The sequence below is a fragment of the Salinispirillum sp. LH 10-3-1 genome (genome assembly GCF_030643825.1).
Taxonomy (GTDB): Bacteria; Pseudomonadota; Gammaproteobacteria; order Pseudomonadales; family Natronospirillaceae; genus Salinispirillum.
This window is the reverse complement of the sequence record NZ_CP101717.1, coordinates 2,898,286-2,922,741: the sequence shown is the minus strand read 5'-3', so window position 1 is coordinate 2,922,741 and position 24,456 is coordinate 2,898,286. Positions and strand designations below refer to the sequence as shown.

The following is a 24,456-nucleotide window of genomic DNA, read 5'->3' as shown; positions in this document are numbered from 1 at the left end:
ACATATTTCATACGAGCATGCGCGAAGTTTTCGGCCAGAGGTCTGGCCGTTTGCATCAGTTCCGTGCGAAGCGATTCGCCAGCGAAGCCAGTTTCTCGTTCAAACGCGCTTCTTTTTCTTCTGGCGTTTCCGGCTTCTGTTCTTTTTGCGCTACCGGCTTGGCATCCGCGGGAGCAGGCTTCTTCGCTGCAGGCTTACCGGGTTTCTTGCCATCCGCCGGTTGGGCTGGGCGGGGTTTCTTGGCACGGGGTTTGGCGTCAGCCTGTCCTGCTTTACGCCGCGCATCGCGCTTAGCTTTGCGGCGTTCTTCAATCTCTGCCACCCGCGTTTTAGCGTGTTCGGCGTCTTCAGGCTTCACCTCACCGGCTTCACCTTTTAAACCATAGCGTGCGCCACCAGCCGCGACGGCCTTGATGTACGACAGCTGTTGCACGTAGAAATTTAACGCGCGGCGAATTTTTGTTTTGGAAAACTTACCGTCTTCCGCCAGGCTCACATGAATATTGATTTGCAGCGGTTTGGGGGCGCGCAAATTAAATAATTCAGGGTATTGCTCCGCCAGCAATTCAAACGCTGCCCGATTCGGGTGAATTTTTGGCGCCTGCTCAACAGGGGCTTGTACTTCTTCGCTGGCAGCGGGTGCGGTTGGCTCGGCTACCTCAGCAGTTTTTTGGTCGGTCACAGCGTACTCGTATGGTGGAATCAAACAGAGCGCAGCATAGCGATTCGGTGCGCCAGACTCAAGGGTTCAGGCCGCACTAGCGTCGATTTTATCTGCACATAGGTGGTTTCGTGGTCAGTTTTTACGTTGTGCCATGGTTTGGCCCAAGCGCACAGCGTGGCCTGCCTGCATATTGGGCTGCCAATCCCAGGCTTGGTCTGTGGTCAGTACGACAATGGTCGAACCCAGTAAAAAGCGGCCCAGTTCGTCACCTTGCTTCAGTACGGGGGCATCTGCACCATAGTGCCAAGTACGGATGTCGCCGGACTGCGGGGCGACCGTGCCAGCCCACGTTGTGGCGATGCTGGCGACGATCATAGCACCGACGAGCACCACAGCGATGCTGCCGTGCGCGGTATCAAATTCGCAGACCACGCGCTCGTTAAGCGCGAACAAGCCGTTTACTCGCTCTGTCGTGGCGGGGTTTACACTGTACAGTTTGCCAGGTACGAAGGTCATGCGCGTCAGCGTGCCATCGCAGGGCATGTGGATACGGTGGTAATCTTTAGGCGACAAGTAAATGGTACTGAACAAACCGTTATCGTATTCCGTCGGCTGGTCAGCATGACGTCCTAGCAGCGCCTGGGTCGAGTAGTCGTGCCCCTTGGCTTGAAAAATACGGCCTGCGGCAATAGGGCGAGACTGGCTGACCGCGCCATCCACCGGGCAGATCAACACTTGGTCATTGGCGGTAAATGGGCGCGCATCGGGCTTGAGCGCTCGGGTAAAGAAATGATTAAAGCTGGTGTAACTTTGTAAGTCAGGGTTTGCGGCTTCCGCCATGTTCACCCCGTAGCGCCGGGCAAACCAGCGAATCACCGGCTGCGCGAGCCAGCGCCGCTCACTGTGGGCGACCTTTCCGACAAGACGACTCAGGGCGTGTTGCGGTAGAATCTTTTGCATAATGACAAACAGGGCGTCCGACATGAACGGGGTCCTTGTAAAGACTGGAATCAAGATGGTGAAGAAGGGTACTTATTTATTGCGTAGCACGCCAGCATTGAACGCTGTGGCCATTGGCAAATACGCAGAAGGTAGCGCATGACGGAGCAATTAAACACACCACGGCTCAGGTTGCAGAGGGCCTGCGAGGAGCACGCAGAAGCTCTGCAGGCGTATGTGTTAGCGAACCGAGGCTACCTCCAGCCATGGGAGCCGGCGCGTGAAGCCGAGTATTACTCGTTGTCCCACTGTCGACAGCGTTTAAGACACATGCAATCAGAGGCCGAACACGGTCGGGCATTGTCATGGATGGTGCATCCGGCCGGAGAATCCCGTATTGTCGCCACCGTGCAATTGACGGGCATTACGCGTGGTTTCTTTCAGGCGACCTATTTGGGTTATGGACTGGACCAGACCATGCAGGGTCAGGGCTACATGCACGAAGCACTGCAAGCAGTTTTGACCCACGCTTTTACCGAGCTTAAGTTGCATCGGGTGATCGCTAACTACATGCCGCGTAATCACCGCAGTGCCGCGGTGCTAGAGCGCCTAGGTTTTTTGCGTGAAGGCTTGGCACAGCGTTACCTTAAAATTAATGGCCAATGGGAAGACCATGTATTGACCTCACTGATTGCCGAAGACTGGCAGCGCCTGCAACAGGATGCTCATTCGCATGGCTAAGCGTAAACTGACCAAGCAGCAACAAGCGCGCATTCGTCATACACAGAGCGAGCGCCAGCGCCGCACCGAGCGTAAATCCAGTCAGGCTGAGCAGCAGTTGGAGGAGGGATCAGTCGGGCCCGAGCAAGCCGGTGTGGTGCAGGCTCACTATGGTGCGACGCTGGCGATAGAATGTCCCGCAGATGGCTTGGTGTACCGTTGTTATCAACGCGCCAACTTACCAGCCTTGGTGACCGGTGATCGGGTAACCTGGTGCGCGGGTAAAGAGCAAACCGGCGTGGTAGTGGCCTGTGAAGACCGCCGAAGCCTGCTGGTGCGGCCGGATATGCGCGGCCAATTGCGACCGGTCGCGGCTAATATTGATCAAATCATGATTGTGTTCTCCAGCCTGCCCGCAACGCCGTTGGCGCTGTTGGATCGTTATTTGGTGGCCGCTGCACTGTCGAACATTGAACCGGTATTGGTGTTGAATAAGTCGGACTTGCTAACGCGTGACGATCCTTACCGAACGTATTTGGCCGAATATGAAGCGCTGGGCTATCGCACGCTGTTGTTGAGCGCTTTGGCGCCCTTACAAGAAACTTTAGTGCCGGAGCTGCGTGAGAAAACCACGGTGTTTGTTGGGCAGTCCGGGGTTGGAAAGTCATCGCTGATTCGCCAGTTGCTGGGCGACGAAGACATTGTGATTGGCGATATTTCCGACGCCACGGGTAAAGGCAAGCACACCACCACCACCGCCATGCTGTACCACATGCCGCAAGGCGGTGATTTGATCGACTCGCCGGGCATTCGTGAATTCGGGTTGTGGCACGTGCCGCCGGATCAGGTTATGCAGGGTTTCCCTGATTTGTTCGCCTACAATGGTCTGTGTAAGTTCCGCGATTGTAAGCACCAGGATGATCCCGGTTGTGCCATACAAGCAGCAATTGATGAGGGGGCGGTGATGGGGCGACGATTGGACAGCTATCACAGCATTTTGGCCTCATTAGCTGAGGTGAGTGGCTATCGCCGTTACGAGTAGAAAAGAGGAGGATGGCATGACCGTGCAGCGTTTTGACGATCTTGAAACGGCGCGCACCACACTGATTGAGCTGCTGGGTGAAGCCCGCCATGAGGTCTTTGTCGCGTCCTCAACGTTACCACGCACATTGTTTGATGACTTGCAGGTCATCGACGCGCTTAAGCGGTTTGCCCTCAGCAGTCCGCACGCGCGGGTGCATCTGCAAATCGCCGACATCCGGCATTGGCGCACCGATGGTCATCGCTGGTTACCCTTGATTCAACGCATTCCCAGCCGTTTCGAGTTTCGTACGTTAGTCGAGGATTACTGGGCGCGTAACGGGTTTACCGAGCACTTCGTCTTTGCTGACCGCAGCCTAGCGTGGTGCTGCCAGACGGAGCACCCGCTGCTCGGGTTCTGCAATCACGAAGACCCCCAGAACGTGAAAATCTGGCGCGACGCCTTTGCGGCTCGGGCGCGGTTCGCGGCCGAGCCGTCGGTGCTGCGTAGGTTATAAACCATGCTCAGCTAAATGCAGCACGGGTGCAGTAACATCTTGCAGGTCCAGGACTACCTTTAGTTCAGTGTCTTCGCTCATCCGAAACACCATCAGCGTGCCACGTTCGCTCAGCACTTCGTCGGTTGCCAGTTGCAGTGGCCCACCGGTGCGAGCGAACTGCACGCCGTTGCTGCCGCCAATGCGCAGGCGGTGGAAACCTTCCGGCACTAGCAGTGTCATTTCATAGCGGCCATTACCGATAAAGCGCAGCTCATGCTCGGCGGCCGTGGTGTCCATTCCCGTGAGCGAACCTTGCAAGTACAGACGTGTGCCACCCAATGGCGGCATCAGGCTGGGGTCCTTGCGCGCCACCGGCATGCCGCGCCCCTGAGCGCCCTGCTGTGGTTGTTCAAGCACCACAGTAGACAGTGGCGGAATGACGAAAGCATCGTTTTCGTGGGCGATGTCGTGTAACCGAGTGTCGGCGCTGTTTTGCTGTATCGGGTGCACTGTGAAGCCTGGAGCGCGCAGCGTGCGAGCGTGCGGACTGACGTTAACGATCACCATCATGGCGTCACGTTCGGGGTCTAAGTCAGTGACGCCTTGACCATCGTGCAGCGTCATGATGATCAAGCCGGGCACCTGATTCGCGCCGGTATTGCGGAAATCCACTCGACTCATCACATCGTGCTGGGTACGCAGGCGGAACAGCGGGCTGCTTTGGCGAATCTGCATAAACTCGCGGAACAGTTCACCACTTAGGGCAATGTGCTCCGGTGTCGGCGCGGCATCGGGGTCGGTGATGATCTGTTGAATCAACGGCCAGTTTGCCACGTCTTTTTCCTCGGACGGCAGGCCGATGTTCCAGTTGTGCGTGGCACCGGTCCAGTCAATGCGATTAACCCAGTCGCCACTGTCGTAGCTGTCGCGTTCCATGGACTTCGAACGCAATAGATCGGAACCAGCGTGAAAAAACGGAATGCCCTGACTCAGCATCGGCAGGCTGAGGCCAACCACTTGCATACGCACTCGGTCATCGGTACTGACGCCACGCGCAATGCGGTATTGATTGTTGTCCCACAGGGTTTGGTTGTCGTGCTTAGAGACGTAGTTGATGACTTCTTGCGGGTCGAGCGCGTAGCCCGCTGGCGCACCGCGGTAATCGTAGTCTCGACCGCGCAACAGTAAGCCTTCATGGTTTACCAGTTGGAAGTTTTGCAGGTTGGCGGCCATGCCTAGACGGATCAAATCGGTCAGGTGCAGCAGTTCTTGGCGTGCATGGTCGTCGGCGGGGCGCAGCTCATTGGGGTAAAAATACAGCCCGTTGCCGAACCCTTGGCTGATGCGTAAGCCTTCTTGTTCGTCGAACGGTGAGCCACCACGCACGGCGTCACGCAGACGGTCTGAAAAGGTGCCAATGCCTGTGCCCGGCATGTTCCATTGCGTGGCGTTAACGCCGCGCTGATTATTGGCGACTTCACCAAAATCCCAGCCTTCGCCATAAAAATACACATGTGGCCGCACATTGCGCACCGCGACCAACGAACGCATCACTTCTTCGCGCATGTGGTGGCCCATCAGATCAAAGCGGAAGGCGTCGATGTGGTAATGCTCGGCCCACAACACCAATGAGTCCGTCATCAGTTTTTCCATCAGGCGATGCTCGGTCGCGGTGTTCATACAGCAGGTCGAGGTCTCTACTGCGCCGCTGTCCGGGTTACGCCGGTGATAATAGCCTGGCACCACTTTGTCGAGCACCGATTTGGGGTGCAAGCCAGCGGCATTGGTGTGGTTGTACACTACGTCAACCACGACGTTGAAACCCATGTCATGCAGCGCTTGCACCATTTGGCGGAATTCAAGAATGCGTGTCATGCCATTCGGGTCGGTGGCAAAGCTGCCCTCCGGCGCATTGAAATGCAGTGGGTCGTAGCCCCAGTTAAAGCTGTCGTGGTTGCGAATCAACTGCATAACCGCTTGGGCGTCCGCCGTACTGGGATCAAAATCGCCCAGAATGTCCATGATCAAGCGGTCACTGGTGCAGTAGTCGGCGAACGGACTGGCGGCAGCTGCCGGGTTGATGTCACACAGGCGTGCAAAGGTGTCATTGATGTTCACCACCTGCGCCGCATCTTCATTGATGGTGGCAATGTCGAAGGTCGGCATCAGGTGAACATGGGTGAGCCCGGCGTCGCGCAGTCGTTGCAGGTGCTGTACGCTGGCTCGTTCGGCCTCGGTAAAGGCCAGATATTTGCCGTTGTATTCAGGCGTTCCGTGTTGATCGGCCACGCTGAAATCACGAACCTGCACTTCGTACAACACGATGTCTTCCGGTACCGCGACTACATGGTCGGTGCGATTGTCTGCCCAACCGTCAGGGGTGATGTCTGGGTGGTCCAGATACACCACTTGCGAAAAGAGGCTGTTGGTGGAGAGACCCTGACTGTATGGATCGGTAACGCGAAACGTCTCAATCCGGCGCGTATCCGGGTGGTAAGTGGTGACCTCATAGCGATAGAAGGTGCCGTGTGGTGCTTCACGACTGAGATGTGACCAGACGCCGCTGGTGGGGTCTTCGCGCAAGGGGTAACGCTCAAGCAGCTGCAATTCGTCGTCGTACAGGTACAGGCTAACACGTTGTGCGGTGGGTGCCCACAGCTGGAAAACCGTCCCGGAATTGAACGGCAATGCGCCTAAGGTCTTTTGTTCAGCGCGGTTGGCGTACAGAGCGTCGATTACCCCAGGGGTTTGTACTTGAGTAGCGCTTTCTAACCGTCCCTCTAGATCGAAGGTGCCGACCACCAATTGGCCTTTAAGCCATTGCTTGGCATTGATGTGGTTAGGCATTGTCCAAGCCTTGCGCTCAGCCAGATGCGGAAACTGGCGAGCGATGGCCTCCGGCATCGGTTTCCAGCTCAGCGTCACGCTGTCGGCCGCGCCACGAATAACTCGGCTGACCTCGTCTACCTCCAAACGTGCGATGGGGGAATAGAATAATCGTACTTCGGCGGCGGCACCCTCATCAAACACCAAGGTATTGGGTGCCACCCAGTGTGCTGCGGCGCCTTCTATTTCAATGGGGGGTGCCACTACGGCCTCGGAGTAGAGATTGCTGACCCCTTGAAAGGTAAAGACATCCTGGCCGAATCGGGCGCGGGAAAAATGGTGATCGAGCCCGCCAAGGTCTTTGTCATCGCCTTTATGGACGATGAACATGAAATCCGACCACTCGGTGGTGTTCATATCCACGATGTAATAGGCACCGTAGGTATCGGAGATGCCAGAAGGCAGTTGGGGGGCCGACCAAAGAGTACCACCGATCGATAATTCCCCAGCGACTTGTGAGCGGCTGTCATCGTCCCACAAGTGCAGGCCCCAGCCGTCGTAATCACCGTCGGCGCGGTTGTAATAGATCACGGCTTCGTTAGGGAAGGGTTCATACAGGCCTGCAATACGTGGTAAGTCACTGGCCCAAGCAGGCACGACAAACAGTAGGGACAGTAAAATCAGTAGAGGGCGTACACGGGTCATTCCTGGCTCCATTGTTATTCTTTGACAGCGCTTGCCAGCATAATGCACTACGATGACGGTTGCATGGCTGAATTTGCGCAAGGGTTGAAGAGCGCGACTGGCGGCCAGCAGGACTAACCCGTAAACTGTGGCCATTGAACCAACAACGTGAGCAGCATGAACAAAGATACCAACTTAGTCTGGATAGACCTTGAAATGACAGGCCTTGATCCGGAGAAAGAGCGCATCATTGAGATCGCGACTATAGTGACGGATGCCGATTTGAACATTCTGGCCGAAGGTCCTGAACTGGTGATCCATCAGCCCAAAAGCCTGCTCGATGCGATGGATGAGTGGTGTGTAAAACACCATGGCGAATCCGGACTGACGCAACGGGTGATAGAAAGCTCCATCAGTGATGCCGAGGCGGAAGCGCAAACGTTGGCTTTTTTGCAGGAGTGGGTCACCCCCGGTAAGTCACCGTTGGCGGGTAACACCATTGGGCAAGACCGCCGTTTTTTGGTGAAATACATGCCAAAGTTAGAAGCCTTTGTGCACTATCGTAACTTGGACGTCTCGACGCTGAAAGAGCTGGCGAAACGGTGGAAGCCCGGCATCATCGACGGCTTTAAAAAGCACAACTCGCACCGTGCGCTGGATGACATCCGTGAAAGCATTGAAGAGCTGCGCTACTACCGCGAACACTTCATTCAGGCGTGAGCCATTGCCGGTGAGCGGTTGCGCCACAGTGCAACCAGCGCCAGCACAAGCAATGTCCAAAAACCGCTGGCCGGCATCAGCACACAGCCTATGCCGGCACTCACTAAGCTCATGACAATGACGGGTTGCCCGACAGCCTGCTGGTTATGCCACAGTGCGGCGCTCACCGTGAGCAGTGGCAAGCTGAACATGAGAAACCAAAAGGCCACTGCGGTGTTTAGATTGTCTGGATTGAGACTGGCAAACACGCCCGCTCGGGCGATCTCGCCCAGTTCCGACCAAAAAATAAATACCCCTAAAGAAAAGTGTGTGAGAGCGATGGCCAGTAGCCATTGTGCATAACGGTGTGCAGTCATTTCTTCACCTCTATGATTGTTTAATTCTTGATCATCATAAATTGAGCGCGCTCAATGAGCAAGCTCAATTTTATTAAAGATGGCTGGGCGTGGTATAGAAAAGCCTCTAGAATGACCGAATGAATCGAGATAAGAAGAAACAAGCAACCCGCCAGAGTTTGTTGCATGCAGCGCAACAGTTGTTCCGCGAGCACGGCTATGACCACGTCAGTACCCGCGATATTTCAGTCGCTGCTGGGGTAAGCACGGGGACACTGTTTGCGCACTTCAAAGACAAGCACGAACTGACCAAGGCTTTATTTCTGCAGGAGTTGGATGAGCTGCTTGCGCACCAGACAGCGTCCATGGTCGAGCGCGGTTCAGGGTTGGCCTATTTTGAACAATACACCCAACTGCTCTATACCTATTACGATCAAGATCGGGCGTTGTCGGTCGCCTTGTTGCAACAAGCGCTGTTTGAACAAGACTACTATGGCGCGCAGATGGCTGATTTCTTGGCTGCCGTGGCTGATCGGCTGGCGGTTGAACTGCCCGATTGCTCAGACGCACAACGCAGCTTGGTGGCGCAAGCGTGGATGGGCTTTTACTTCCAGTACCTGTTCCACGGGTTGAGCAGTGCTGCGCCAATGATGGAATGGCACACACAACTGATGAGTCGGTGTGAGGCTATGTTGGACTTGCTGCGCTAGTGCGTGGTGAACCCATGGCGATCTTAATTTTAAAAAAAAGGATAAACAAATGAACATCGTGTTGTTGGATATGAGTGTGCGCACCTTGATAGCCATTTTGGTGGGTGGGTTGGCTAACTTTATGTTGGGTGCCCTGTGGTATATGGCATTGTTTCAGAAACAGTGGGTGTCGGCGACCGGCCGCGGTGTCGAAGAATTTGAAGGTAAGTCTCCCGGTGCAGAAATGCTATTGACCCTGGTCGGTGCTTGGCTATCGGCTGCCGTGCTGGTGTGGATATTCCAAGCGCTCGGCGGGAGCAGTGTGGTGGATGGCATGGTACTGGGTTTGGCACTTGGTATCGGTGTGGCCTTGGTTGAGAACGCCAAGAAAGCGGTGTACAACTTTGATGACCGCACAAAACCATGGGCCCTAATGGCTGTCGATGGTGGCTATGCCGTGGCAGGGTTGATGGTGACGGGTGCGGTGGTGTCGTTCATTCTCTAACAGCAGTTATAGCGCATTAATGACGAGGCTATTGACTAGACATAGTATTTCCTATCAGTAGATTAAGTTACGTCTATTAATCTAGTTACTTTATGATACCGGTTGTTTGAGTGCGCAGCAGTAGGAAGCAAAAAGTGACTTGGTTACTGTGCAGTAAGGGTAAGAGAGGTTAGGGTGGGTAAACGTACCCTGCGTTTCAGGCCTTGCGTCGCGAGATTGAGGATATATCGCCGCGCATGCACGCTCAGACGTTACGCCACTTGGAAAAAGATGGCGTGGTGAGTCGGCATGTCTATCCCACCGTGCCGCCACGCGTGGAGTACAGCATGACACCGTTAGGGCGGTCGTTTTTTAGTCCGCTGCAACATCTGATTAAGTGGGCGGATGAACATCATGATCAGGTACGACAGGCGCGGGATGCTTATGTTGCACCCGAGAGCCATGAGGCGCTTTAATAGCCTCTGTTAGAAACAAAGGAATTCACAACGTATTAAGGAGAAGAAGTGCGTTTATTATTGAAGGACGTGCGTCGGTGTGCGATTAAATACTCCCTGCTTGTGGGGTTGCTGGTTCTGCAAGGGTGTGGCATGTATGTCGATGGCAAACGGTTCCAAACCATTGAGGATGTTCGGGCCGTTTACGGCATTGAGTCCACGGTTAGGGTAACTCAAAAACTGGGTGGACTAGTGCTTCATACGTTGCATTACTATGAGGACGAGCAATTGGCCTTCGTGAGTGATGCGCGTTCCGGTCGGCTCTGTGATGTTTCGAAAGCGGTGACCCTACCCCAAAACGTCAAATGTCCAGATAGCTGGTTGATAGCCAAAAAAGTGTTTTGAGCACGTTGATGGAGGGAGCGCTATGAAACTGTGTTTACTGTTGGCGGTATCAGTGGCTTTGTGGTTCCTGATGGATACTCAATCTGACAGTCTGCTGCGCGGGTTGCTGTTGCCGCTTTTGTTTTCACTGCTGGTGGTTTACACCGTGAGCCAGGTGATGTCGTTGTTGCCAGATTGGTTTAATGGAGGGCATGGGGGTGACGGACAAGGCTCGGGTGGCGATGGCCTCGGTTAAAAGGCCAGCCGCTTACGCTTAATTGGAATGAATTATTTCGACCGATAAGCACGCAACCCACCGTTGATGTAGCGCACGTTCTTGTAACCCATATTCTTTAAGGCTGCGGCTGACAAGGCGCCACGGTTGTTCGCGTTGCAGTAGCAGAGAATGGTGGCGTCCAGATCAGGAATCTCACCTTCCACGTTCATTTCCAACTTGCCGCGACTGATGTTGATCGAGCCTGCAATGTGATCGGCGTCGTGTTCTTCTTTGTCGCGAATGTCGAGTAGCACCGCGCCTTGTGTTACCAGGTCATCAACTTGTTCCGGTGTTACGTCGCTGACTTGCGCACGAGCTCGGTCGGCCATTGCTTGAAACTTTTCGGTGTAAGCCATCGTCATCTCCAACTTAATGTATTAGTTAATCATAATATAAGTAATATCTAAAGTAAATGGACATGGTTACAAAAATTCAAAAGCAGAGGCCGGACTTAATCAAGTCAGCGAGTAACCGATTGCTCACTAACCTCAGGGTGGTAGGATGTAGCCATTGAATATCTGGGTGCCCTAGCATGAACCACGAACAACCGAAAAACCCTCTGCACGGCCTCACCCTTGAGGCCATCGTTGTTGCACTGGAGGCCCACTACGGTTGGGACGTACTGGGGCAAAAAATCAATATTAACTGCTTTAAAAGTGATCCATCGGTGAAGTCCAGCCTTAAGTTCTTGCGGCGCACGCCATGGGCGCGAGCGCAAGTTGAGCAACTGTATATAGATACGTTTTCCAACTAGGTCATTAATTTCCTAATATCACGAACTCTGTGATCACTTGACGTGTAGGCACTGCCAATACGGTTTCTGGAGATGTTTCTGTGGGATTCCAAGCAATACATGAGCGCGCGCTGGCGCGCAAAGGCGGCCATGCAGGTTTGCAGGCATTGTTACCAGACGTAGCCACGTCGGAAGAATTGGTGAGCGTCGGTGACGACCGCTATTTATCAGCCCTGACTCAGTGTGTGTTTAAAGCGGGCTTTGTATGGCGAGTGATCCGTAACAAATGGCCGGATTTTGAAGCGGCGTTTGAAGGCTTCGTGCCGCGTTATTGGCAGCAGGTGCCACCCAGCGTGCTGGAAAACCTAGGTAAGGATGAGCGCGTGGTGCGCAATATGCAAAAGATCAATACCGTGCCTCATAACGCGCGCATGATCGTCGATGCTTCACGCGAGTTTGACGGTTTTGGGCGCTTTCTGGCGCAATGGCCATCGGATGATCAGGCTGGGTTGCAACGTTGGTTCAAGAAGAACGGCGCGCGCCTTGGCGGTGCCACACCGCAGTATTTTTTACGCCAAGTCGGCTGGGACGGCTACATACTGTCCAATGACGTCGTTGCCGCACTGAAACGCGAAAAAATTCTGGACGCAGCACCCTTCAGCCAGAAAGGCTTACGTCAGGCGCAAGCCGCTTTTAACGAATGGCATGCGGAAACCGGTTTACCCTTCAGTCATCTGTCGCGCATTCTTGCGTGCAGCATAGACGATTAACTAGATCAGGCGCAGTAAGGAACTCTTCATGTACATACCTAAGGCCATGAAAATGGTTGATCTCGCGGCACAACATGACTTTATTGATGCCCACGGGTTTGCTGCGGTGGTTTCCGCTGACTTGCAAGCGACGCATCAGCCGTTGGTGCTGCATCGAGAAGAGGGCAAATTGGGTACGCTGTATGGGCATTTTGCGCGCGGCAATCCGCATTGGGAAAACCTGGACGGCCAAGACGCCCTGGTTATCTTCAGTGGCCCGCACGCCTATATCTCGCCAACCTGGTACGCTGCCAAGCCCAATGTGCCGACGTGGAATTACGCCGCCGTGCATGTCACCGGGCGGGTGTCCTTGTTAAATGCCGAACAAACCCTAGCGGTGGTGGAAGACACAGTACGCCAATACGAGCCTGACTTGTTGGCAGAGCGCACGGTGATTACCGACGCTTACCGCGATAAATTGCTGCCCGCGATCGTCGGGTTCCGGCTTGAGATCACGCAGCTCGAAGGCAAGCAGAAGCTGGGGCAGCAGCGTTCGACGGCCGATCAACGCGGCGTGTTTGCCGCCCTCAGCGGCTCGAAGCGACTGGATGACCAAGCGCTAGCGGCCTATATGGCGGCGACCGGTTTGGGTACAGGAGAGGTGTGATGGGGCCGGTCAAAGTCATTGCCTTCGACGCCGACGATACACTGTGGCACAACGAACACCTGTTTCGCCAAGTGCAGGCGGAATTCAAGGCGCTGTTGGCACAGTATCACAGCCCAGACTGGATCGCTGCGCGACTCTATGAGACGGAAATAAAGAATCTGCCGCATTACGGCTATGGCGTAAAAGCCTTTGCGCTGTCGATGATCGAAACGGCGGTCGAGTTGACCGAAGGTCGAATTACCGGTACTGACATACAGCACATTCTGAATGCCGCCCGTACCATGCTGACGGCGGACGTGCGTTTGCTTGACGGGGTGACCGACACGTTGGAGACGCTGTTTCCGTACTACCTTATGCTGGTCATTACCAAAGGCGATTTGTTAGATCAGCACGCTAAGCTGGCGCGTTCAGGCCTGGCGCCGTATTTTGCTCATATCGAAGTGGTCAGCGAAAAGAACGCGGAAACCTACGATGCGTTATTGCAGCGCCATGGCGTAGCCGCGAAGGATTTTTTGATGGTCGGTAATTCGATGCGCTCGGACATCCTACCCGTGCTTGAATTGGGCGCGCAGGCGGTCTATGTGCCACATAGCCTGACATGGGAGCACGAAGAGGCGGCAGCACCCCTGCCGGACACGCCGGGTTTTCATCAGATTGCCCGTATTGCTGAACTCGCAGGTCTGCTCCGAATAAGCAATTAAAGCCGACCGCTAGGGCAGGCGTGGCCCAAGGTGGCGTATGAGCATCAGGCCCAAGGGCGCCGTGAACAAAATAGCAATCACCGCCAGCGACAAGATGACTTCCCCGCCTGCAATCCCCAGGCTCAGTGGCACCGCTCCCAAGGCCGCCTGCACGGTCGCCTTGGGGACATAGGCCGCAGCGCAGAACCAGCGTTCAAGCCACGACAATCGTGCGTCTAAGCCAGTGGCGATCAAGACTCCCAATGTCCGTGCCAGTAAACCACCGACGATCACCAGTACGCCGAGCAAGCCCGTTTCCAGCGCCACACTGGGGTTTACCTGCAAGCCGATGAAAACAAACAGGGCGATTTCCGCTGGAATCCAGAACTTCGCCAGTTTGACCGCCACTTCATTGGCCACCGGTTCGGCGCGTTCCAGCAATATGATGCCAATGGTCATGACGGCCAGCAGAGACGCCAGTGACAACCAGTCGCCCAGTGCGACCACGACGATGCTGACCATCACAATCAACATGGCCTTATCGGTGGCGCGAATCTTCTCGTAGTGGCGTTGCAGCCACCACGCCAAGGCCAAGCCCACGGCTGCGCCCAGTAAAATGCCGCCGAGCACGGACAAGGGCACCAAGCCCAGTGTTCCCAGCGCTGAGTTAAGCCCGTCTGGTGAGGTACCTGCACTGCTGACCATGACCAAAAAGGCGGCAAAAAACGTGATGGCGATGACATCGTCAACTGAGGCGCCAGCCAGCACCATGGCGGGCAGATGGTTTTTCTGGCCGTGTCCTTCCGCTTGCAGCTTGAGCATGGTGGGCACCACGACGGCTGGACTGACCGCCGCAAGCATCCATGCGGCTAAGCCAGCGACCAGCCAATCAAGGCCAAAGATCAGATGCAGCAGCGGCATCAAGGCCAAGGCTTCTAGGGTACAAGGAATGACCGCCAGCAACAGCGCGGTGCGGCCAACTTTGGCGAGAACACGGCGACGGAGCCCCAGCCCGGCGCGCAGCAGAATGATGATCAGGGCCAAGCCCTTAATGAAGGGTTCGATATCCCACGCCAGCGGCGGCACAGCATCCAGTGCAAAAATGCCCCATAACAGACCAAATACCAGCATGCCCAGAATGCCAGGTAGGCGTGCGGTCTGCGCCAGACGCGACGCGGCCCAGCCACCGGCTAACACCAAGGCAACGAACAGGCTGAAGGAGAGGGCATCCATGGTGTGGTGAATCCTGTGCCGGAGAAGGAGGTTAGGGGAACAGCTGTACTATACCGGACTCGCCGTTCATGTCACCCACCACCCATATTTGCTCGAAGGGATGCGCCTCGGGCAGCGTGACGTGGTGCAAATTGGCTTCGAGATCGATCCGTGTCCACAGAGGGTTGGTATTGCGCAACACCAGCCAAACACGGTCGCTGTGGTACGTCTTTTCCGCCTTACTGGCGAGGATGGTGTTAAGCGCGGCGAGTAAGCGTTGACTGATGGGTACGTCCAGCAGGCGATGCAGCGCTTCTATCGTGCGCTGATTGATTTCACGCTTGTGGATTAAAATGGCTTCGGCTTCGCTGCCGTACAGGTGAGCGATTTCAAGGTCGAGTTTCTCTCCCTCTAAATAGCAGGAAACATCCGGCTTGCGCGGCTCGTTGTGCCAGATGTGCCGCATGGGCACGCCAAATTGCCGTTCATACAAGCGCATGAACAGCTTGGCGGCTTCGTGTTCGAGGTCGAGCTTTTCTTGCGCGCTGGTGGTCATAGGCTGGACGTCAACTGCTTGCCTTGTATCTCATCATAGTGAGCGTAATGCGCGACGGCAACTGTTAGTTCTGATCTTTCAGGCGTGCCAGAGCCCACTCAATGTGTTCCTGCACCATGGGTGTGCTGGTTGGGTGTCGCTTGCGCAGTGCCTCCATGGCTTCGGCTGAGGCTGCTCCATTCCCTAGCGCTACGGCGATGTTGCGCTGCCAGTTTTCATAGCCTGTCCGGCGGATCGCCATGCCTTCGGTACGTTCCAGAAAAGTCGCTTCGTCCCACCCAAACAACGCCAGTAAATCAGCTTCGTCGAGTGTGTGGCGAGGCTGGAAATCGGCTTCTTCCGTAGTCGGGCTGAACTTGGTCCATGGGCAGTAAATCTGGCAGTCGTCACAGCCGAAAATGCGGTTACCCATCGGGGCGCGCAGCTCCTTGGGAATTGGGCCTTTGTGTTCAATCGTTAAATAGCTGATGCATTTGCTGGCATCCAGTTCCCAAGCTTTTGTAAAGGCTTGTGTGGGGCAGACATCTAAGCACCGGGTGCAGCTGCCACAATGCTCGGTGGCTTGCGGTGCATCAGGCGGCAGGGGCAGGTCGGTGAACAGTTCACCTAAAAAGAACCACGACCCGGCCTGGCTGTTGATGATCAGCGTGTGCTTGCCTTGCCAGCCAAGGCCAGCGTTGCGCGCAATGGCGCGCTCCAGCACCGGAGCACTGTCCACAAATGCACGGTAGCCCAGGGCTCCGACTTCTTGCTCCATCCATTTCGCCAACTGCACCAAGCGTTTACGCATTAATTTATGGTAATCACGGCCCAGTGCGTAGCGTGCTATATAGGCCTGAGTGGGATGGTCCAGCAATTCGCGGGTGCGGGCCGGTGGTTTGTAGTCCATGCGCACGCTAATGACGGCACGAGTGCCGGGCACCAGTTGGTCGGCATGAAAGCGTTTGTCGCCGTGGTCGGCCAGATAGGCCATGGTGCCGTGGTAGCCTTTATCGAGCCATGCTTGGTAGCGCGGTTTTTCAGCACTCAGGTCGATGCCGGTGATACCCAGGTCGGCAAAGCCCAATGCTTCGGCCTGTTCGTCAAGGCGTGTGCGGAAGTGGCTCAGGTCCAAGGTGTTCAGGCGTTGCATGGCATGGCTAAGGCTACAAAGTAGAGTGTATGTGATGACAATGATACACTTCTGCGCAAACCACAGCGACAGATACCAGCGTTTCTATGCACAACAGCCAACAACCACAAGCAGTACTGCAATCCGGCCACTGTGTGCTCCAGGATGCAGACGAGACAGAGTCAATTGGTGCAGCGTTGGCAGCAGCAGCGCAGCGCGGGGTGATGATTTATTTGTTGGGTGATCTCGGTATGGGTAAGACCACGTTGACACGCGGTTTTTTGCGTGGCTTGGGGTGGGAGGGGACGGTAAAAAGTCCTACCTACACGCTGGTGGAAGCCTATGAATGGGATGATAATGCGGTGTATCACTTTGATTTGTATCGTCTAGGTGATCCGGAAGAGTTGGAGTTTATTGGTATTCGGGATTACGATACACCCAGTTCAGTGTGTTTGATTGAATGGCCTGAGCGCGGTGCGGGTGTGTTGCGACCGGCCGACCTGGTACTGGCGCTGACCGAGCAGGGCAGTGGGCGCGTACTGGAGTGGAGCGCTTATTCACCCATCGGGCAACTCTGGGCTCAGCGCTTAGAACAATGGAAACCGGCATGAAGCGTCAAGTAATCGCTCTCATCGTACTTTGGTCGTTGGCAGGTATCGCCAGCGCTACTAATATTGTTACCAATCTACGTATTTGGCGCGCCCCTGACCATACTCGTTTGGTCTTGGATCTCACCCGTGAAGCCGATCATCGTGTGTTCACGCTTACCGGGCCATCGCGCGTGGTGGTGGATCTCGACGATACCAATCTCTTTGCTTCCATTGGCGATCTTGAATTGGCGGATAGTGGCGTGCGCTCGGTGCGCGCCGCTCAGCGTGAAAACGGTGGTCTACGTGTGGTGTTGGACTTGGCGGAAGATCTGAGTCCGCGCAGTTTTGTTCTGCCGCCTAACGAGCAGTACGGCCACCGTTTGGTGATCGACCTGCAGCGCCAAGAAGGTCGATCGGTGCAGTTGCAGGCCGCACGCGAGGCAAGTCAGGCCCAGACTGGCGGGCAGCGCGATATTATAATCGCCATTGACGCCGGGCATGGCGGCGAAGACCCCGGCGCCATCGGGCGTAACCGTACTTTTGAAAAGAACGTAGTGCTCGCCATTGCGCGCGAAATGGAAGCCATTATCGAGGCGACACCGGGGTATACGCCGTTTATGGTGCGCACCGGTGACTACTATATTTCCTTAGTGCGTCGTCGCCAACTGGCGCGCGAAGCCAATGCTGATTTCTTTGTGTCTATCCATGCCGATGCCTTCACCAGTCCACAGCCGTCTGGGGCATCCGTTTATGCGCTGTCGGATCGCGGTGCTACTTCAACGATGGCAAGCTATCTGGCCGAAAGTGAGAACGCTGCTGACACCATCGGCGGTGTAGGCGGCGTGAATTTGGAGTCTATGGATGCGGTGGTGCGTGGCGTCATCGTGGATTTAGCGATGACGCACTCCATGCAGGAAGGTTTAACCGTTGGGGCCTCGGTTTTGCGGCAAGTAGGTAATGTCACGAGGTTGCACAAGTCGCGCGTCGAGCAGGCCGGTTTCGCCGTGCTGAAATCCCCGGATGTGCCGTCAATTCTCGTTGAGACGGGCTTTATGTCGAACGTGAATGACGAACGTAATCTGGGCTCGCAAGCCTATCGTCGACGATTGGCGCAATCCATTTTTGCCGGTATTAAAGACCATTTTGATGCGCATCCGCCACCCAATACATGGGTGTATGCGCAGCGCCGTAATGGGAATTCGTTTTCCCAATACACGGTACGGAGTGGCGACACTTTGTCGGGTATTGCGGCGCGCCACGGAGTTAGTCTCAGTCGCTTGCGCGAAATCAATAGTATGAATTCCGACGTAATTCGTATCGGCCAAGTGCTGCGGGTGCCCAGTGGATAAGACCGAACAAGCCCAGCTTGGCAATCGTGCTATCAAAGTATTGTCGCCCCGCTTGGCCAACCAAATTGCCGCCGGTGAGGTGGTTGAGCGCCCGGCGTCGGTAGTAAAAGAACTGCTGGAAAACAGTTTGGATGCCGGCGCGAAACGTATTCAAGTTGATGTCGAGCAGGGCGGCGTCAAGCGCCTGTTGGTGCGGGACGATGGACATGGCATTCGTGAAAACGAGTTGCCTTTGGCGCTCAGTCGGCATGCCACCAGTAAAATCTACGACCTCGACGAACTCGAAGGTGTGGCCTCGCTCGGTTTTCGTGGTGAGGCCTTGGCGTCGGTCAGCTCGGTGTCACGCTTAACATTGAGTTCGCGCCATCTGGACGCCGCCGAAGGTTGGCAAGCGCGCACCGACGGGCGCGACATGGTGCCCACGGTCACTCCTGCAGCGCATCCAGTCGGTACCAGTGTCGAAGTCTGTGACCTCTTCTTTAATACACCAGCACGGCGTAAATTCCTGAAAACGGAAAAAACCGAGTTCGGCCATCTGGAAGAAACCTTCAAGCGCGTGGCGCTGAGCCAGTGGGATCGCTTTCTCAGCCTGAAGCACAACGGCAAGGTTATTCATAGTTTGGCCGCGTGTCACAGTCAGGCAGAACAGGAAAAGCGCATTGCCCAGTTGTGTTCGGCCGACTTTATGCAGCAGAGTCTGTATGTAGAGGTGGAGCATCAGGGGTTGAAATTATGGGGTTGGCTGGGTCTGCCGACCTTTAACCGCCGCCAAGCGGACTTGCAGTATTTCTTCGTCAATGGTCGCCCGGTGCGCGACCGTGTGGTGTCGCACGCAGTCAAGCAGGCGTACCGTGATGTCTTGTTCCATGGCCGGCATCCCGCGTATGTCCTCTATTTCGATCTCGACCCTACAGGGGTTGACGTCAATGTGCACCCGACCAAGCATGAAGTGCGTTTTCGTGATGCGCGCACGGTCCACGACTTCTTGTTTCGCACCCTGCACAAGGCGTTAGCCGGTGTGACGCCGGAAGCCCAAAAGCAGGCGAATCTGGCGCAGATGCCAGCCGCATCAACCGCGTGGCAGCAGCCAGCGCCCGAGCAAGGCACCATAGCCTTGCGTGATAATGCTGGTTCAGCCACGTCACCGACTCCCCGGCATGATTTGGCGTGGCCGAGTGCAGACACGTCCTCGACGCAGACGACGGCGCTCGATGGTGCCGGTACACGGAGCTGGTTGGCGCAATCTCGTCCCGCGCCCATTGCCAATGTGTCGGAGCAGATCAGTGCGTACAAAAATCTGCATCCAGACCCCGATGCCGAGGTGCCACCCTTGGGCTTTGCGCTGGCGCAGGTGCATGGCGTGTACATTCTGGCGCAAAATCAGGAAGGCATGGTGTTGGTGGATATGCACGCGGCACACGAGCGCATTACCTATGAGCGCATGAAGAGCGCCATGGACAGCCAGGACATGCCATCACAGCCCGTATTAGTGCCCGCGACTTTAAATGTCAGTCAGCGTGAAGCCGATGCGGCGGAAGAATTTGGCGGTGTATTTCAAAACTTCGGTTTTGATATTCGTCGTACTGGCCCGGAGCAGGTGTCGGTGATGCAGGTGCCGGTGTTCTTTTCCGCGCAGCAAATAGAAAACCTTGTGCGTGACGTACTCGCAGAGCTGGTGCAGTACGATACCAGTGATGCGATCTTGGCGGCGCGCAATGAAATTCTATCGACCATGGCCTGTCACGGCTCAGTCCGCGCCAATCGCAAATTGACCATTCCAGAAATGAACGGTTTGCTGCGCGATATGGAGGCCACCGAGCGCAGTGGTCAGTGCAACCACGGTCGTCCGACTTGGGTGCAGCTCAGCATGCACGAGCTCGACAAGTTGTTCATGCGTGGGCAGTGAGCACTGAGCACTGAGCACTGAGCACTGAGCACTGAGCACTGAGCCATTGAAAAAAGGCGACCAGGTGTGACATCGGGACGCCATAAACCCGTCGATGGGGGCTCCGCTGCGCACGTCCTGTGCGCAGAGGCCCTCTGTCACACCTGGTCGCCTTTTTTCAATGACCGATAGCCCACGATATGGCAGGCACGACTAACACTTATTGATTGCTGAGCGCGCATCGTCAGTATTGCCTAATATGTATCTGGCAATGCCATCCGTTGACTAAGGACACCGAATGCAATGACACCGATTATATGCCTCATGGGCCCCACGGCATCGGGAAAAACCGGGCTGGCGGTTGAGCTGGCAAAACGGCTCGATGGCGAGGTCGTCTCTGTCGATTCGGCGCTGGTCTATCGCGGAATGGATATTGGCACGGCCAAGCCCACTGCCGAAGAACAGCAGGGCATTCCGCACCACCTGCTGGATATTATTGACCCTATAGAAAGCTATTCCGTCAGTGCCTTTCGCGACGACGCCATGGCATTGATTGCAGACATCATCGCCCGTGGCAAACAACCCATTCTGGCGGGTGGCACCATGCTGTATTTTCGTGGCTTGCTGTCCGATATGGCGGAGCTGCCGGCCGCACAGCCCGAACTGCGTGCGCGCCTAGAGGCGCGTGGTGAACACGAAGGGTGGGCGGTGTTGCATGCCGAGCTGGCTCGACTTGATCCAGAAGCCGCCGCAGGCGTACATCCTAATAATCGTCAGCGCGTGGTGCGCGCCCTTGAAGTGTGCTTGAGCACCGGTCGCCCCATGAGTGCGTTATGGCGTGACAAAACCCCCATGTTGCCCGCCGGTGAGGTTGCCCCAGAATTTCCATGGCCCGTTGTGCAGTTGGCGGTGCGGCCTGAAGAGCGTGCCGTATTGCACGGGCGAATTGAGCAACGCTTTGACCTCATGTTGGCGCAGGGTTTTGAGCAGGAGGTGCGAGCCCTGTTCGAACGTGGCGATCTCGATGTCAATCACACGTCAATTCGCTGTGTGGGATATCGTCAAATGTGGGAATATATAGCACAGAATATTTCATGGGATGACATGCGTGCCCAAGGCTTGGCAGCAACACGACAACTGGCGAAACGTCAGCTTACGTGGTTGCGGGGCTGGCGCAACTTGACGAGCTTTGATACTCTTTCGCCCAATCTGACGACTGATGTCTTGAAGTGCCTGGAAAAGCATTTTTAGTTCCAGCAAAAGCAGTGTGAGGCGAGCTTCACTCGCAAGTAACAAAGCGGTGTTTGCATCTTGGTGTTGGTGCCGCAACAGAATACAGGGTACAGCGTCATAACGACGCATCGCCGTGTGTGCCCAGTGGGTGCTGGCGTGGTAATGAGTGTTACCCGCAGAAGCTAAGGCTACCGTGCATCACCCTGATAACTATTAAAATAACTGAGGAGTACACGATGTCTAAAGGACAGAGCCTTCAGGACCCTTATCTGAATTACCTGCGTAAAGAGCGCATTCCTGTATCCATCTTTTTGGTGAACGGAATTAAGTTGCAAGGTCAGATAGAGTCTTTCGACCAATTTGTGATTCTGTTGAAAAATACGGTATCCCAGATGGTCTACAAACATGCCATCTCAACCGTGGTGCCGTCGCGTCCGGTTAAGTTGCCTTACGATGGCGACGAAGAAGATGCGGCGGACGCATAATCTGGAGTATCTGATTGTTCTTTGAACGTGCCCAGGGTGGGGACCGCGCCGTGCTGGTCCACATCGATTTTCCCGAGGGTGACGACCGTGAGGACGCCGCTGAGTTTGTCGAACTTGTCAACTCAGCTGGCGCCGACCCCGTAACACTCATTACTGGCAAACGCACAGTGCGCCATCCTAAATTATTCGTCGGGTCTGGTAAGGCTGATGAAATCAAAGCGGCAGTGAAGGAATTCGACGCTGACGTTGTCTTGTTTAACCATTCCTTGTCGCCCAGCCAAGAACGCAACTTGGAGCGCTTGGTCGAATGCCGAGTGTTGGACCGTACCGGATTGATTCTCGATATCTTTGCGCAACGTGCCCGTACCCATGAGGGTAAGCTGCAAGTTGAGTTAGCTCAGTTACAGTATCAGGCGACCCGCTTGGTGCGTGGCTGGACGCACTTGGAGCGGCAAAAGGGTGGTATCGGGTTGCGCGGGCCGGGTGAGACCCAGCTGGAAACTGACCGTCGCTTGCTGCGCGAACGTATTAACAGTATTTTGCGCCGTTTGAGCAAGGTTGAGCGTACGCGAGATCAAGGTCGACGCGCGCGCCAGCGCTCTGATACGCCCACGGTAGCCATTGTTGGTTATACCAACGCGGGTAAGAGCACCTTGTTCAATGCGCTGACGTCTTCGGATGTTTATGCGGCGGATCAGATGTTCGCCACCTTGGATCCGACGCTCAGAAAGCTTAAAGTCGGTGATATGGGGGATGTGGTGTTGGCGGATACGGTGGGTTTTATTCGCCACCTGCCACACAAATTGGTCGAAGCATTTAAGGCGACCTTGCAGGAGACGGCCGAGGCGGATCTGTTGTTGCACGTTATTGACTGTGCAGCCGCCGAACGTGACGCCAATATTGAACAAGTAAACGAAGTGTTAAGTGAGCTGGCCGTTGATGAAACACCTACTTTGTTGGTGTTTAATAAGGCGGATTTGCTCGGCAAACAGCCACAAATTGACTACGATGCACAGGGCAAGCCGGAAGCCGTTTGGGTTTCAGCCTTGGAAGGCACCGGGTTTGATTTGCTGCGTGACGCCATTATCGCTTGGTTAGGCGACGAGATGTTCACCGGTGAAATCGCCGTGCCGCCTCAGTGGTCGGCCTTGCGGGCACAGTTGTTCGAAGTCGATGCGGTAAAGCATGAGCACTATGACGAGGCGGGCAATGCCTGCCTGGATATCAGCCTGCAGAAAAAAGATTTTCAGCGCATGCTGAACCGCTGCGGTATAGCGCCCGACGCGTATTTGGCGCCGCGACCCAAAGAGTTTTTTGAACGTTAATAACGATAAATCGGAGAGAACCATGGCGTGGAACGAACCGCCTGATAATCAGCGCAATGACCAAGATCCTTGGGGCCGCCGAAATAACGGTAAGCAAGATGGCCCACCGGATCTCGATCAGCTGATCAGTGATTGGACCAAAAAAATCAACCAGTGGCTCAGCGGTAACAAGCAGGGCGGTGGCAATAACAGCGGTGGTACGGGTGGCTCCAGTGGCCAACCGGGCAGTGCGAAAGGCTTTTGGTTGGCCGGTATTGTGATCCTGTTGGGTGCCGGCTTGTTCAATGCCTTCTATACCCTCGATGAGCAGGAACGTGGCGTTGTATTACGTTTTGGTACCTTCCATAAGATGGAAATGCCGGGTCTGCGCTTTAAGATTCCGTTGATCGATCAAGTGGAAAAGGTGAACGTCACTAACTTGCGTTCATACTCTTACCAAGGGCTGATGCTGACCGAAGACGACAACATTGTAGATGTTGCGATGACGGTTCAGTTCCTGGCTACCGACGCACGGGCATTTGCCCTGAACGTGCGTTCTCCTGAGCGCAGCTTGGAAGATGCTTCCAATGCAGCATTGCGTCACGAAGTGGGTAGCTTGGTGTTAGACCAAGTCATCACCGCTGGTCGTGCAGCGATGGCGGCCAACATCCGTACACGCTTGCAGCGCTATATGGATGAGTACGGTTCAGGCATTGTGATCAGTGCGGTGAACATTCGGGAAGCGCAAGCCCCCAACGCCGTACGCGAAGCTTTTGATGACGTAATTCGCGCTCGAGAAGACGAGCAGCGTGTGATCAACCAAGCGCAAGCCTATGCAAACCAAGTGATTCCGGAAGCACGTGGTGCGGCTCAGCGTCAATTAGAAGAAGCGGCAGGTTACAAGGCGGAGCTGGTAGCTCAGGCCGAAGGTGACGCCGCACGTTTCTTAAGTCTATACAGCGAGTACGCCATGGCCCCAGCCGTGACTCGGGAACGTTTGTATCTTGAGACTCTGTCGTCGATCTATCGCGATACCAACAAGGTCTTGCTGGACGTGCGTGAAGGCAGTAATAACATGATGTATCTGCCGTTAGATCGCATTTCAGGTGCTGGCGCCGCGGGTGGCTTGAGTGACACTGAGTTACGTCGTATCACCGATGAACTGGAACGCCGGATTCGTCAGAATCCAGGCCGTAACTAAGGAG

28 protein-coding genes are annotated in these 24,456 nt (G+C 55.3%); 20 read left to right on the top strand and 8 right to left on the bottom strand.

Going from position 1 to position 24,456, the window contains the following annotated elements; translation table 11 throughout:
- Positions 1 to 55: 55 nt before the first annotated feature.
- On the bottom strand, positions 56 to 682 hold the full coding sequence (locus tag NFC81_RS13420; protein WP_304994989.1) for a ProQ/FINO family protein: 627 nt from the start codon (positions 680 to 682) through the stop codon (positions 56 to 58).
- A 114-nt stretch (positions 683 to 796) separates the two neighbouring features.
- On the bottom strand, positions 797 to 1,648 hold the full coding sequence (asd, locus tag NFC81_RS13415; RefSeq protein ID WP_304994988.1) for an archaetidylserine decarboxylase: 852 nt from the start codon (positions 1,646 to 1,648) through the stop codon (positions 797 to 799).
- A 114-nt stretch (positions 1,649 to 1,762) separates the two neighbouring features.
- Between asd and NFC81_RS13410 the strand changes: the two genes are divergently transcribed.
- The 3 genes from NFC81_RS13410 to NFC81_RS13400 are packed head-to-tail and all read left to right on the top strand — an operon-like array spanning position 1,763 to position 3,861.
- Complete coding sequence (locus NFC81_RS13410; RefSeq protein ID WP_304994987.1) at positions 1,763 to 2,344, top strand: GNAT family N-acetyltransferase; 582 nt, start codon at positions 1,763 to 1,765, stop codon at positions 2,342 to 2,344.
- Complete coding sequence (gene rsgA, locus NFC81_RS13405; RefSeq protein WP_304994986.1) at positions 2,337 to 3,365, top strand: small ribosomal subunit biogenesis GTPase RsgA; 1,029 nt, start codon at positions 2,337 to 2,339, stop codon at positions 3,363 to 3,365. The genes NFC81_RS13410 and rsgA overlap by 8 nt, the downstream gene beginning before the upstream one ends.
- 16 nt (positions 3,366 to 3,381) lie before the next feature.
- Positions 3,382 to 3,861: a hypothetical protein gene (locus NFC81_RS13400; protein WP_304994985.1), complete on the top strand. Its 480-nt coding sequence runs from the start codon at positions 3,382 to 3,384 to the stop codon at positions 3,859 to 3,861.
- On the opposite strand, the gene pulA is transcribed toward NFC81_RS13400, so the two are convergent.
- Positions 3,856 to 7,374, bottom strand: coding sequence for a pullulanase-type alpha-1,6-glucosidase (pulA, locus tag NFC81_RS13395; protein ID WP_304994984.1), 3,519 nt, complete (start codon positions 7,372 to 7,374; stop codon positions 3,856 to 3,858). The genes NFC81_RS13400 and pulA overlap by 6 nt on opposite strands.
- Before the next feature lie 156 nt (positions 7,375 to 7,530).
- On the opposite strand from pulA, the gene orn reads away from it, so the two are divergent.
- Positions 7,531 to 8,073 carry an oligoribonuclease gene (gene orn, locus NFC81_RS13390; RefSeq protein ID WP_304994983.1) on the top strand — a complete coding sequence of 181 codons (543 nt, stop codon included), beginning with the start codon at positions 7,531 to 7,533 and terminating at the stop codon, positions 8,071 to 8,073.
- Here the strand turns inward: orn and NFC81_RS13385 are convergent.
- Positions 8,064 to 8,429: a DUF6463 family protein gene (locus NFC81_RS13385; protein ID WP_304994982.1), complete on the bottom strand. Its 366-nt coding sequence runs from the start codon at positions 8,427 to 8,429 to the stop codon at positions 8,064 to 8,066. The two genes, orn and NFC81_RS13385, sit on opposite strands and share 10 nt — an antisense overlap.
- Positions 8,430 to 8,548: 119 nt before the next feature.
- On the opposite strand from NFC81_RS13385, the gene NFC81_RS13380 reads away from it, so the two are divergent.
- The 5 genes from NFC81_RS13380 to NFC81_RS13360 all read left to right on the top strand — a co-directional run bounded on the left by NFC81_RS13380 (position 8,549) and on the right by NFC81_RS13360 (position 10,676).
- Entirely contained in the window at positions 8,549 to 9,118 is a 570-nt protein-coding gene (locus NFC81_RS13380) for a TetR/AcrR family transcriptional regulator (protein ID WP_304994981.1), read from the top strand.
- Between the two features lie 49 nt (positions 9,119 to 9,167).
- Positions 9,168 to 9,602, top strand: a complete 435-nt coding sequence (locus tag NFC81_RS13375; protein WP_304994980.1) for a DUF1761 domain-containing protein — start codon at positions 9,168 to 9,170, stop codon at positions 9,600 to 9,602.
- 203 nt (positions 9,603 to 9,805) lie between these two features.
- Positions 9,806 to 10,057 (top strand): helix-turn-helix domain-containing protein, encoded by a 252-nt coding sequence (locus NFC81_RS13370; protein ID WP_304994979.1) that lies wholly within the window; start codon positions 9,806 to 9,808, stop codon positions 10,055 to 10,057.
- 48 nt (positions 10,058 to 10,105) lie between these two features.
- Positions 10,106 to 10,441: a hypothetical protein gene (locus NFC81_RS13365; RefSeq protein WP_304994978.1), complete on the top strand. Its 336-nt coding sequence runs from the start codon at positions 10,106 to 10,108 to the stop codon at positions 10,439 to 10,441.
- Between the two features lie 22 nt (positions 10,442 to 10,463).
- A complete protein-coding gene (locus NFC81_RS13360) occupies positions 10,464 to 10,676 on the top strand; it encodes a hypothetical protein (protein WP_304994977.1) in 213 nt (70 codons plus the stop codon).
- Between the two features lie 32 nt (positions 10,677 to 10,708).
- On the opposite strand, the gene NFC81_RS13355 is transcribed toward NFC81_RS13360, so the two are convergent.
- Positions 10,709 to 11,053 carry a rhodanese-like domain-containing protein gene (locus NFC81_RS13355; protein ID WP_304994976.1) on the bottom strand — a complete coding sequence of 115 codons (345 nt, stop codon included), beginning with the start codon at positions 11,051 to 11,053 and terminating at the stop codon, positions 10,709 to 10,711.
- Between the two features lie 176 nt (positions 11,054 to 11,229).
- Between NFC81_RS13355 and NFC81_RS13350 the strand changes: the two genes are divergently transcribed.
- From NFC81_RS13350 to NFC81_RS13335, 4 genes are all read left to right on the top strand, one after another.
- Positions 11,230 to 11,451 (top strand): VF530 family protein, encoded by a 222-nt coding sequence (locus NFC81_RS13350; protein WP_304994975.1) that lies wholly within the window; start codon positions 11,230 to 11,232, stop codon positions 11,449 to 11,451.
- A gap of 80 nt (positions 11,452 to 11,531) precedes the next feature.
- Complete coding sequence (locus NFC81_RS13345) at positions 11,532 to 12,200, top strand: DNA-3-methyladenine glycosylase I (protein WP_304994974.1); 669 nt, start codon at positions 11,532 to 11,534, stop codon at positions 12,198 to 12,200.
- Between the two features lie 28 nt (positions 12,201 to 12,228).
- On the top strand, positions 12,229 to 12,846 hold the full coding sequence (locus NFC81_RS13340) for an FMN-binding negative transcriptional regulator (protein ID WP_304994973.1): 618 nt from the start codon (positions 12,229 to 12,231) through the stop codon (positions 12,844 to 12,846).
- A complete protein-coding gene (locus tag NFC81_RS13335) occupies positions 12,846 to 13,547 on the top strand; it encodes an HAD family hydrolase (protein ID WP_304994972.1) in 702 nt (233 codons plus the stop codon). Before NFC81_RS13340 ends, NFC81_RS13335 begins: the two co-directional genes overlap by 1 nt.
- Before the next feature lie 9 nt (positions 13,548 to 13,556).
- Here NFC81_RS13335 and NFC81_RS13330 read toward each other — a convergent pair whose 3' ends face one another.
- The 3 genes from NFC81_RS13330 to queG form a co-directional block, all read right to left on the bottom strand.
- On the bottom strand, positions 13,557 to 14,759 hold the full coding sequence (locus NFC81_RS13330) for a cation:proton antiporter (RefSeq protein ID WP_304994971.1): 1,203 nt from the start codon (positions 14,757 to 14,759) through the stop codon (positions 13,557 to 13,559).
- A 31-nt stretch (positions 14,760 to 14,790) separates the two neighbouring features.
- Positions 14,791 to 15,294, bottom strand: coding sequence for a hypothetical protein (locus tag NFC81_RS13325; protein WP_304994970.1), 504 nt, complete (start codon positions 15,292 to 15,294; stop codon positions 14,791 to 14,793).
- A 64-nt stretch (positions 15,295 to 15,358) separates the two neighbouring features.
- Positions 15,359 to 16,426: a tRNA epoxyqueuosine(34) reductase QueG gene (queG, locus tag NFC81_RS13320; protein WP_304994969.1), complete on the bottom strand. Its 1,068-nt coding sequence runs from the start codon at positions 16,424 to 16,426 to the stop codon at positions 15,359 to 15,361.
- An 86-nt stretch (positions 16,427 to 16,512) separates the two neighbouring features.
- Here queG and tsaE point away from each other — a divergent pair, with 86 nt between their 5' ends.
- The 7 genes from tsaE (at position 16,513) to hflK (ending at position 24,452) form a co-directional block, all read left to right on the top strand.
- Positions 16,513 to 17,016 carry a tRNA (adenosine(37)-N6)-threonylcarbamoyltransferase complex ATPase subunit type 1 TsaE gene (gene tsaE, locus NFC81_RS13315; RefSeq protein WP_304994968.1) on the top strand — a complete coding sequence of 168 codons (504 nt, stop codon included), beginning with the start codon at positions 16,513 to 16,515 and terminating at the stop codon, positions 17,014 to 17,016.
- Positions 17,013 to 18,344, top strand: coding sequence for an N-acetylmuramoyl-L-alanine amidase (locus NFC81_RS13310; RefSeq protein WP_304994967.1), 1,332 nt, complete (start codon positions 17,013 to 17,015; stop codon positions 18,342 to 18,344). Before tsaE ends, NFC81_RS13310 begins: the two co-directional genes overlap by 4 nt.
- Positions 18,337 to 20,250: a DNA mismatch repair endonuclease MutL gene (mutL, locus tag NFC81_RS13305; RefSeq protein WP_304994966.1), complete on the top strand. Its 1,914-nt coding sequence runs from the start codon at positions 18,337 to 18,339 to the stop codon at positions 20,248 to 20,250. Before NFC81_RS13310 ends, mutL begins: the two co-directional genes overlap by 8 nt.
- A 282-nt stretch (positions 20,251 to 20,532) precedes the next feature.
- Complete coding sequence (gene miaA, locus NFC81_RS13300) at positions 20,533 to 21,480, top strand: tRNA (adenosine(37)-N6)-dimethylallyltransferase MiaA (RefSeq protein ID WP_304994965.1); 948 nt, start codon at positions 20,533 to 20,535, stop codon at positions 21,478 to 21,480.
- Between the two features lie 218 nt (positions 21,481 to 21,698).
- Complete coding sequence (hfq, locus tag NFC81_RS13295; RefSeq protein ID WP_304994964.1) at positions 21,699 to 21,947, top strand: RNA chaperone Hfq; 249 nt, start codon at positions 21,699 to 21,701, stop codon at positions 21,945 to 21,947.
- Positions 21,948 to 21,961: 14 nt separating this feature from the next.
- Complete coding sequence (gene hflX, locus NFC81_RS13290) at positions 21,962 to 23,272, top strand: ribosome rescue GTPase HflX (RefSeq protein ID WP_304994963.1); 1,311 nt, start codon at positions 21,962 to 21,964, stop codon at positions 23,270 to 23,272.
- A gap of 22 nt (positions 23,273 to 23,294) precedes the next feature.
- Positions 23,295 to 24,452: an FtsH protease activity modulator HflK gene (gene hflK, locus NFC81_RS13285; RefSeq protein WP_304994962.1), complete on the top strand. Its 1,158-nt coding sequence runs from the start codon at positions 23,295 to 23,297 to the stop codon at positions 24,450 to 24,452.
- Positions 24,453 to 24,456 lie beyond the last annotated feature (4 nt).